The organism is Rahnella sp. BCC 1045, assembly GCF_019049615.1.
Taxonomy (GTDB): Bacteria; Pseudomonadota; Gammaproteobacteria; order Enterobacterales; family Enterobacteriaceae; genus Rahnella; species Rahnella contaminans.
Map to the genome: position 1 here is coordinate 17522 of NZ_JAFMOZ010000089.1, position 9502 is coordinate 27023.

The window sequence follows — 9502 nt, forward strand, 5'->3', positions numbered from 1 at the left end:
CCTTATGTATGATTTAACCGCACAACACCGCAGCACGTGCCGGGTCGAGGGCGATAAGTCCGGCGAGTAAACTTTCCATTTCACCGTATAAACGAGGTTTATCTGTATCCGCGCGGCTGGCTTTCATGCGCAGCAGTTTCAGACGGCGGGCTTTCACTTCAAACAGCAGTTCGGGTTCCCATTGCGCGAGCGTCAGCAGGGCCCCGTTGCCATCCAGTTCACCGAGAAGATGCAGCGCCATATCGTTCTTGCCGTACTGTTCGGCGACGCGTGCCATCAACAGGCGGATTAGCCATTGATGACGTGGTGTTCGGGTGCCGGGGCGGTTTTGCAGCCAGTTCAGTGCCGCTTCGATCCCATCGCTGTCGGCCTGAGCCAGTGCTTCCGGCTCCAGTTGCAGAATGTCGTCATCACCTGCTGCATTGGCAGAAGCTGAAGGTTCGTTACTCCAGCTTTCAGACGAGGTCATCACCTGCTGGTGGATCCAGTTCAGCGTGACTTCATCGGCGAATGGAGTGCCGTCGCTGAAAGCCAGCCCTTCGAGGCCCGGTAGTCGGGTTAACAAGCCGTTCAGGTCCTGTTGAATAATGTCTGCCCAGCGTTCATAAGGCGCGCCGGCTTTCAGCAACGCCTGATGGGTATACCACTGTAAATCCAGCCAGAGATGGTTCACGCCCTGTGAGAAAAGGCTGTCGGCTTGTTCTAACAACTCCAGCCAGCTTTGTTGCAGATAAAGACGTTTGAGCAGCGCACGGTTTTCCGGTTTTGGCGGAGCGAGTCGGGTGCGCGAATCGGCAGCCAGCGGTGGCAATTCATGCAACGTATCCAGACGAATGCTTTTCATCAGGTGATGGCCTGAGAGCCAGCCGTCTGGCTGGTCGCGCAGATATTTCGCCAGAAGTTTGGCCTGTTCAAGTAAATCGCGTCCGGAAGAGACAGGTTTAAGCGTGGGTGAGTCTGCTGACGTGTTTCCCGCCGGATAGCTTGCCGAAGTGCTGTTTTGCGGGACAACGGCGTCAAAGCCACCGGACTGCGCGAGACGGTTTTCCAGTGCAGCGTATAGTGCACCCAACTGCGGTCTGGAAGACTCTTCCCAGGTGCTTAACCTCTGTTCGATGAGTGTCAGCGCGCCCACGATGCGGGAAAAATCAGCGCTGTTAACCTCCGGGAACAGTGACAAGCTATCCAGAACGCGCGATCCCGAAAGCCATTCAAGTGCCGTTTTTCGGCTGTTTGCGCGCTGCGGGTGCAGGGTTTCACCAAAACGGATAATCAGCCCGGCCAGCAGGGAGAGTGCGTCCGCCAGCCCGGTTTCGCCGTCGCGATGCAGGCGTGCCCAGATGTAGTAAGTGGCAACGCGCACATCTTTGCAGTGCGACGTGAGCAGTTTTTCGGCCAGTTCACAGGTCAGTGTGGTATCTGCGCCAGAGAGTTTATTGACCTCTTCACGCATCTGCTGGAAGTCATCATCGTAGCCGGGGTCTTCGCCAGCAGGCATTTCTGTGGTTACCGGCTGAAGCCAGTTTTCCCAAAGAGCGGTCTGTTGTTGTGCCTTCTCAAGCAGTGACTCCGGGTTTGCAGAGCAAGCGTTTTGCAATGTGATTAATGTGGCCATTACTGTTCCTCAGCGATTGCGTCGGGATCAAAAGGTTTTTCAGCCGGTGCCAGCGCTACCGCCTTTACCTGAAAAATTTGTGGAGGCAGTTTGAAGTTACGCAGTTTCAGCAAGGCCAGCGGGCCTTCTCCGGCTTCGGTGCGCAAGGTGTAATTTAATGGCCTGCCATCGGGTGCTTTCCAGGTAATGTTAAAACTACTGCTCACACCCTGATATGGCGTAACAGACGCTTTATCGAGCAGGCGGATTAACCCCCATGCACCCGGCAGGTCAGCAAACTGGCGTGTCCCTGCCTGCGTACTGATCCAGCTCAGACTGGCGCCCGGCGCTTCGGTATCATTTGGCCAGGTGAAGCGTTTCCATACGGGCAGTTGGTTGTAATAACTGAGCTTCTGGTTATCGATAACCAAATCCGTTTGCATGACATCTTTGGCTGTGCCGGGACGCAACTCAAAGTGCATACCCGCTTCACCGTTGGTGAACACCACATCAGACAGGGAGCTCAGCGTATCCATGGCATCCAGGAATGTCTGGCTGAAGCTCAGACCCTGCGCATTGATGCTGTCCGGAACCCAATGACTTCCTTCTTTATGCAGAACACCGTTCAGGCGGGTTTGCAGGAAGAGGGCAATGCGCCCGCTGTCGTTGTTGAGGTAGCGTGCCATCAGCGGCAGTGAGACTTCACTGCCGGTATCTTTTAACGGGTAGCGACTTCCAAATGCACTGTTCCAGTCATTGACAATCGCCGTCTGCCATTGTGCGTTCAGGCTCTCAGCGGCCGGTGCCAGAACCTGTTGCCACGCCTGTTCCATGGGTTGAACAAATATCGTTTGTCCGAACCCACTCCATTCCTGACCCAGACTTGCCGCCACCAGACTGCCGTAATCACGTGTTTCAGTCAGATCCACGGCTTTGCCCTGGAATACGGTCTGCGCGAGGGTTTGCGTCATAGCCTGCGGGTCGGCGGCATTAACGACCTGCTGGAGTTTAAGGCGAACCTGCGTGACACGGGTCAGGAAAGTTTGCAGACTCAGAGTGGTATTCCCACCTGACTTACTGTCTGTCAGGGCAATCACCGGGCCGAAAGTCGCATCAAGTGGCCCACGCGCACCAGCCTGCTGATCGATAACCGGTTGTTCATCGCGGTTTAACAGATTTTTGGCCGATTTCACCAGTGAGTCTGAGAGCGCCTCATTGGTTTGCCCGGTTTTGCCCTGAATGCTCAGGGTATTCATTAACGCCACCAGCGGTGACTGACGCACGTCCGCCATCAGGGTCAGTTGATCGATAGCGTCTGATAATGTTTGCGCCGGTTGCCAGTGCAGACTGTTCAGGAAGTCCAGCCAGCTGGAAGAGAAATCTGCGAAGTAACGTTCTTTCAACCGCGCCTGCAGAGCTTCCGGAGAGTTCTGCTCCAGCACAGCCGTTTTGCTGTCACTCAGAACCCAGTCCATTTCTTCACGGCGGTCACTGACCACTTTTTCAATTGCCGGTTTTACCGATTCTTCCCAGGCTTTGCGGGTGAACATACCCGGCACAACTTCTTCGGTGGTGAAAATACGTGATGAATCGGTGTCGCCGGTCATATCTGACAGGCTCATGTCGGCATACTGATGCGCAACCTGACTCAGCATCTTCTGATAAAGCGACGATTCGCTGTTGCGCGCGCCCATCATGCGGATCAGAAGGGTGCGCGCCTGATTAACCAAATTTTCATCGGGCGTCAGACGCCAGCTGGGATGTCGGGGAAGATTACGGGCATAAAAATTGAGCAGGGCGGGCCCGTTGCCTTGCCAGACGCCATCGGGTACGCCGGTACGTTGCGGCCAGTCGCTCAGCAACGTTTTGCTAAACCATGCAGCATCCATTTTTTCGGGGCGTACCAGCATCAGATACATTTTCAACTGGTCATAAGCCGGGCGCATCAGTTTTTCGCGCAGCGGGGAATTTGGTGGAAGCTGTGTCAGGGTCTCAAGCTGCGCCGAGAGATGCTGCGCGGTGGCATCGCGCAGCAAAGGCAGAGCGCTTGCGCCGTAGTGCGGCCAGAGTGCTGCCAGTAACGTATCATTCTGGCTCATACCAAAGCGGTTATACCAGGGCGTACCGTTGATTTGGCGGAACTGGAGTCTGTCCAGCGTATGTTGTAAATCAAGCTGAGACTGAAGGCGTGCAGGAAGAGGTTGCTCTGTATTTGCCGCCAGTTTCACTTGTGATTCACTGGTATTGATGGTGTTGCGATTGACCATAAAAGCCATCACCATTCCGGCCCCCCATAACACCATCGCGCCGGTTGTGACTATCGCCAGCAATCTACCCCAGGCAAATCCCAGTTTTTTTGGGGCAAGACCCGCAGGCAGTGAAAGCAATGAGCCAATCAACAAATCCCAGCGGTTATCCTTCGCCCAATGGTGTTTCACCGAACGCTTCGCATCGACTGACGCAGGGCTGAACATCACACCGGTCAGCGGAGAAGGGCGGTACGGATTTAACAGTGCGGCCAGCGGCCCGGCGATTGACTCCGGCAGATGTGCTAACTGGTCTGCCAGTTGCAATAAAAAGGAATGACTGATTTTTGCGCCAACCTGCTGCGTACCTTGTTCAATCAGGACAGGGATCAGCCCCGCAAGCTGAGTGCTTAATTCATCGGGCTTGCATCCGGCAGGGAGCAAACACCCCACGGGTTGCGTGATGCGGTCGTCCTGATCTTTGCTGGAATACAGTGACCATACGTACAGCGGCAACCGCCAGCCCAGAAGTTCGAAGCGGGCTGAGAAGGCTTTTGCAACGCTGTCCATCATATCCGCAGATAACGTATTTTTGTTTTCAGGCACACCGACAGTTGTAGTTCGTGCCAGCGCAGAGGTCACCCAGACTACGCCATCCAGCGGACGGCGGCGGATACTCCGCAACGCGCTGAGCCACGCTGAATCTGCCTGTGCACCTAAATCACCGCCCCACAGCAATACGGTGCCGCTGTCTTCCTGCCAGTACTGTGACGTCAGGCCGGGAGTGAGTAGCTCCACATCAGCCGCACTACCAGTGAGCAGTAAAATACGGACTTTACGGAACCAGAAGCGGCCATAAGTTTGGCGCAATGCCTGACGGATTTCAGTCACGGTGACATGGCGCGGTGGGGTTTGTTCAACCCTTGCTTCTTGCTCAGGATATTCCTGCGCTTCTCGTCCCTTTTGTTGGTGCTTTTTCTGACGAATAAAACTAACAAACTGAGGTGCAATCCGGAGCACTATAATAACGAGGACAGCCAGTAAACCCACCGTGATTTTCTGCGCACGGCTATCCAGGCCAATGTGGTTACCATAGTGCCAAATAAGCCAGCCTATTGCGCAGGCGATTGTGACCAACAAGGCAGCTCCGCTGCCTAATCGCCAAGGGTTACTGAACAATCTCATTATGACTCCCTGATAAAACTGTACTGATAAACCAGTGTTGCTCTGTACGTGCGAACACCAGATAAGGTGATGAGTAATGAAGGGCTAAATCAAGCCCTAGCCCGGCGGTCAGCCAGGCAGAGGAAGGACCAGGGATACCGGTAAACCGTTCCTGAACCAAAATAGTATCCGTTGTAAGTGGTGTGCCAAAGGTTTCCGCCACGGGGAGAAGCTGTGAGGTGAGGTTGGTCAACTCCACACTGTCTCCGATGAGCCCTAATGCTTTTTGCGACAACACTTGTGTCTCCATAAACAGCGATAAATCTGGCTGAATGGATTTGGCTTCTGTAGTCATGGGTCGTAAGAGGCGCCCTTTTAACGACAACAGGTACTTTTGAGCCACGTCATCGGTCGTCAGGAGAAAAATACCCAGCCCGTCGGAATACGTCTCCTTGCCGTGCTGCTGCAAAATTACCAACAGGTCTGCTGATTCCCCCCCCTCTTTTAATCTGTCATCGAGAGTGCCGTAGGATAATGATGTCCTGACATTGATGTTCTCGGGGGCAGGGCGTTCTTTCAACAGGGATCTCCAACTCGCCGCAAACGCCTGAAGTTGCTGCTGCTGAATCTTCTCTGTGGCGTCAGTTAAAAGAGTGATATTCAGCTTAAGTTCTGGCGGCAGCACCTCCAGCGCAGGGGCGATGCTTTGGAGTAAAACTGATATTTCATCTTGATCAGGCAGATAACAAATACGCCTTGTCAGAGAGTATTGCGGTGGGAAATTTTTAGGGACATTAGCTATAAATGAAGATGTTATTTTATCCGGCAGTAAAATCGTGTGTGCAATGACGGCGATATAACGCTCCGCCCAGTTTTGCCATTGCTTCTGAGCATTTTGTGATTCTGCATTCAAAAATTGGTTTTCGTTTAAAGCCCGTCCATATAAAAAGCTACATAGGCATAAAGAAATTACCCAGAAGACGATTGGTACACTGGTTATGACCCAAATATTTATCTGTTGCAGAAAATAAAGTTTTTCTGATGCATGCAGTACAAATAACAATATGCTGAAGACGATGGAAAAAATAGCCGCCAAAAACCAACTCTTTATCAAAAGAGGCTTAGGGGGATCCGGGATAATATTTTTCTTACGTTCCCAAACCATATTTTATCCTATAGCGCAATCAGGTGAGCTGGAGATGACCTGGCATCCACACTGACACCGACAACCATTAACAACAATTGCCTTGCCATCAGACATCCATTCCGGAGACCCTTCGATAATGGCGTTGATACCATGGAATGGTATAGGGCAACTTATTTTATCACCCAATAACGCCACCTTTTTTCCATTGACGAGCATTGTTGACGTTGCAGATATAACCTGCCCGCCGTGGGTTGTCTTATCGCCGAGTAATACGAAACCTTTAGACATAGGTACTCCAGTAAAATGTGAGTCGTGTTTGTTTTTAGAAGCGGACGTCAGATTTATGTAGGGAATGAAAAATCCACAAAGTATGTACGCGATTTGTCCTTGGAAATATTTATTGCTGTAATTGATTGTGTACCTAAAAGAGAATTGTGGTAGTTGAAAAAATGATATTAATGAAGGTATTTGTCATGCAATGACTGTGCATTAATGACGCAACGGAAAGTTATTCCGGGAGAAAATCCTCGCTTCGCAATTTCATAGGGATTATTCTCGGTATCAGCTGCTCTTGCTTTATCAAAATTCCCATTATATTTATCCCACAATCCAGGTGGAACGCCTTTCAGTAATGGTTCTTTCCCTGTCCTAAATATTGTTGTTGCAGTGGGTGCCGCATCATCAGCCCTGTTGTCATCTGGCGGCATTCCCCTGAGCGATTTTTCAGTTCCTTCATCGGGCCCTGTTGGGTTATTTTTCGGGCTATGCTGATAATAGCTTTTACTGTACCAGTCCCGCATCCACTCCTGTCCGTTTGTCCCCATATCGAATAATCCTAGGGGTGTGGCAGGAAATTGGCCAACTGGCAAAAGTCCGGCACCTAAACCCGAGTAATTTTTTTGCTGTAGGTAAGAAGGGGCATTGACGCCCACTTTAAAATGCCCGTCATTAGTTCCATAATGAACATCTTGCCCGCGATTACGGGCAGCATATTCCCACTGTGCTTCAGTAGGTAAATCGAAAGGTAATCCCGTTTTATCACCGAGCCATTGGCAGTAATCTCTGCTTAGTTGCCAGTTGGCAGTCGCGGGGTTATTAGAGCCCCTTAGTTTCGGGTAATCACGTGAATATAGTTTTTTAATTTTAAGGTCAGGCAACCCCTTGTTTTTTGTAAAAAGGTCGTAGTCTTTATATGTTGTTTTATATTTAGCAATAAAATAACTATCGAGTGTGATGTTATGAACTGGAAAACTGGCACCCTCGTTGGCAAAGGTGCAAGGCTGCCCGTATTCTTTCAGGCATATATCTCCCATTTCAAAAGTGCCACCTTGCACAAAGACCATATTCTTCATAACTTGAGTGATGGCCTGATCACTTTTGTTGCAACCTGAAAGACAAACAGATAAGGCTGTCAAAACTGATATCCTGAAGATCATTTTTTCTTCCTTGCACTATTTCAGTTGCTAAAATTTTTTAAGATATTTCATCGGCAATGACTGCGCGTTGATTACGCAGCGGAAAGTTACATTCGGAATAAATCCTCGTTTTGCAATTTTATATGGGTCATTCTCTGTATCTGCTGCTTTTGCTTTGAAATAGTCTTCATTATATTTTGATCCAAATTCCGGCGGTATGCCTTTTAATAACGGTTCTCTCCCCATTCGAAACATTGTTGTTGCCGTAGGAGCACTGTCATCTGCCCTATCATCTTCGGTTGGCATTCCTCTAAGCGATTTTTCTGTGCCATTTTCTGGCCCTACTGGATTGTGCTGTGGGCTATGCTGGTAGTATGTCTTACTGTACCAATCGCTCATCCATTCAGGGCCATTGGTCCCCATATCAAATAATCCTAGTGGGGTAGCGGGATATTTTCCTACGGGTAAGAGCCCTTCTCCCACTCCTGAATAACTTTCTTGTTGTTCATAAGACGGAGCATTAACGCCCACTCTGAAATGTCCATCGTTTGTTCCGTAGTGAACATCCTGACCCCGATTACGGGCTGCATATTCCCATTGTGCTTCGGTAGGTAAATTGAAGGGCAACTCTGTTTTATCACCGAGCCATTGGCAGTAATCTCTGCTCAGTTGCCAGTTTGCCGTTGCAGGTAAGTCTGGGCTTCTTAATTTTGGATAGTCTTCTTGAAAACCAGCATCCATTTTTAAGTCAGGTAGACCTGTATTACGCGTATATCGATCGTAGTCTTTGTATGTCACTTTATATTTAGCAATATAAAAGCTATCCATCGTTACGGTATGTACCGGAAAACTCGCACCTTCGTTGGCAAAGGTGCAAGGTTGCCCATATTTTTTTCAGGCAGGTATCACCCATTTCAAAGGTGCCACCTTGCACAAAGACCATATTCTTCATAACTTGAGTGATGGCCTGATCACTTTTGTCACAACCTGAAAGGCAAACAGATACGGCAATGAAAACTAATATCCGGAAGTTCATTTATTCCTTCCTTGCGTCATTTCAGCTGCTCAAATTATTTAAGATATTTCGCCGGCAATGACTGCGCGTTGATTACGCAACGGAAAGTTTCTCCAGGGGAGAAACCACGTTTAGCAATCTTATAAGGGTCATTTTCTGTATCGGCAGCTGCTGCTTTTTCAAAGTCCCCATTATATTTATCCCACAGGTCTGGAGGAAAATCCTTTAACAGTGGTTCTTTGCCCATTCTAAACATAGTCGTTGCTGTCGGCGCAGCATCATCTGAGCGACTGTCTTCTGCAGGCATTCCCCTAAGCGACTTTTCTGTACCGTCTTCAGGTCCGGTTGGATTATTTTGTTCACTATGCTGATAATAGGTTTTACTGTACCAGTCACGCATCCATTCCTGACCATTAGTCCCCATATCAAATAGCCCTAATGGGGAAGGGGGATATTGGCCAACTGGTAGGAGTCCAGCTCCTAAACCAGAAAATTTTTTTTGCTGCTGGTAAGAAGGGGCGTTAATACCTACCTTAAAATGACCATCATTAGTTCCATAATGAACGTCCTGGCCACGATTGCGGGCTGCATATTCCCACTGTGCTTCAGTCGGTAAATCGAATGGTAATCCTGTTTTCTCACCAAGCCATTTGCAATAATCCTTGCCCAGTTGCCAGTTTGCTGTAGCTGGATTATTACTATTTCTAAGCTTTGGATATGACTTCAGTAAACTTTTATCTATTTTTAAGCTGGCTAAGTCTTTATTACTTGTATAGAGGTCATAGTCTTTGTAGGTGACTTTATATTTCGCTATGTAAAAACTATCTACGGTGACTGTGTGTACAGGAAAACTGGCACCTTCATTGGCAAAGCTACAAGGTTGCCCATATTTTTTAAGACAAATATCACCCATTTCAAAGG

6 protein-coding genes and 1 pseudogene are annotated in these 9502 nt (G+C 49.4%); all 7 read right to left on the reverse strand.

The genetic code is table 11. The annotated features are described in order from the left end of the window. Positions 1-13 precede the first annotated feature (13 nt). Complete coding sequence (gene tssA, locus J1782_RS02825; protein ID WP_217152341.1) at positions 14-1615, reverse strand: type VI secretion system protein TssA; 1602 nt, start codon at positions 1613-1615, stop codon at positions 14-16. Further along, complete coding sequence (locus J1782_RS02830; protein WP_217152343.1) at positions 1615-5025, reverse strand: ImcF-related family protein; 3411 nt, start codon at positions 5023-5025, stop codon at positions 1615-1617. Before J1782_RS02830 ends, tssA begins: the two co-directional genes overlap by 1 nt. Continuing rightward, entirely contained in the window at positions 5009-6169 is a 1161-nt protein-coding gene (locus J1782_RS02835; protein WP_217152344.1) for a hypothetical protein, read from the reverse strand. Before J1782_RS02835 ends, J1782_RS02830 begins: the two co-directional genes overlap by 17 nt. A gap of 3 nt (positions 6170-6172) precedes the next feature. After that, entirely contained in the window at positions 6173-6439 is a 267-nt protein-coding gene (locus tag J1782_RS02840; RefSeq protein ID WP_217152346.1) for a PAAR domain-containing protein, read from the reverse strand. A 167-nt stretch (positions 6440-6606) separates the two neighbouring features. After that, a complete protein-coding gene (locus J1782_RS02845) occupies positions 6607-7587 on the reverse strand; it encodes an SUMF1/EgtB/PvdO family nonheme iron enzyme (protein WP_217152348.1) in 981 nt (326 codons plus the stop codon). A gap of 27 nt (positions 7588-7614) precedes the next feature. Then, positions 7615-8403, reverse strand: a pseudogene (locus J1782_RS02850) (formylglycine-generating enzyme family protein); the annotation flags it as partial. A 233-nt stretch (positions 8404-8636) separates the two neighbouring features. Continuing rightward, on the reverse strand, positions 8637-9502 hold an 866-nt coding region (locus J1782_RS02855; protein WP_217152356.1), incomplete at its 5' end, for an SUMF1/EgtB/PvdO family nonheme iron enzyme.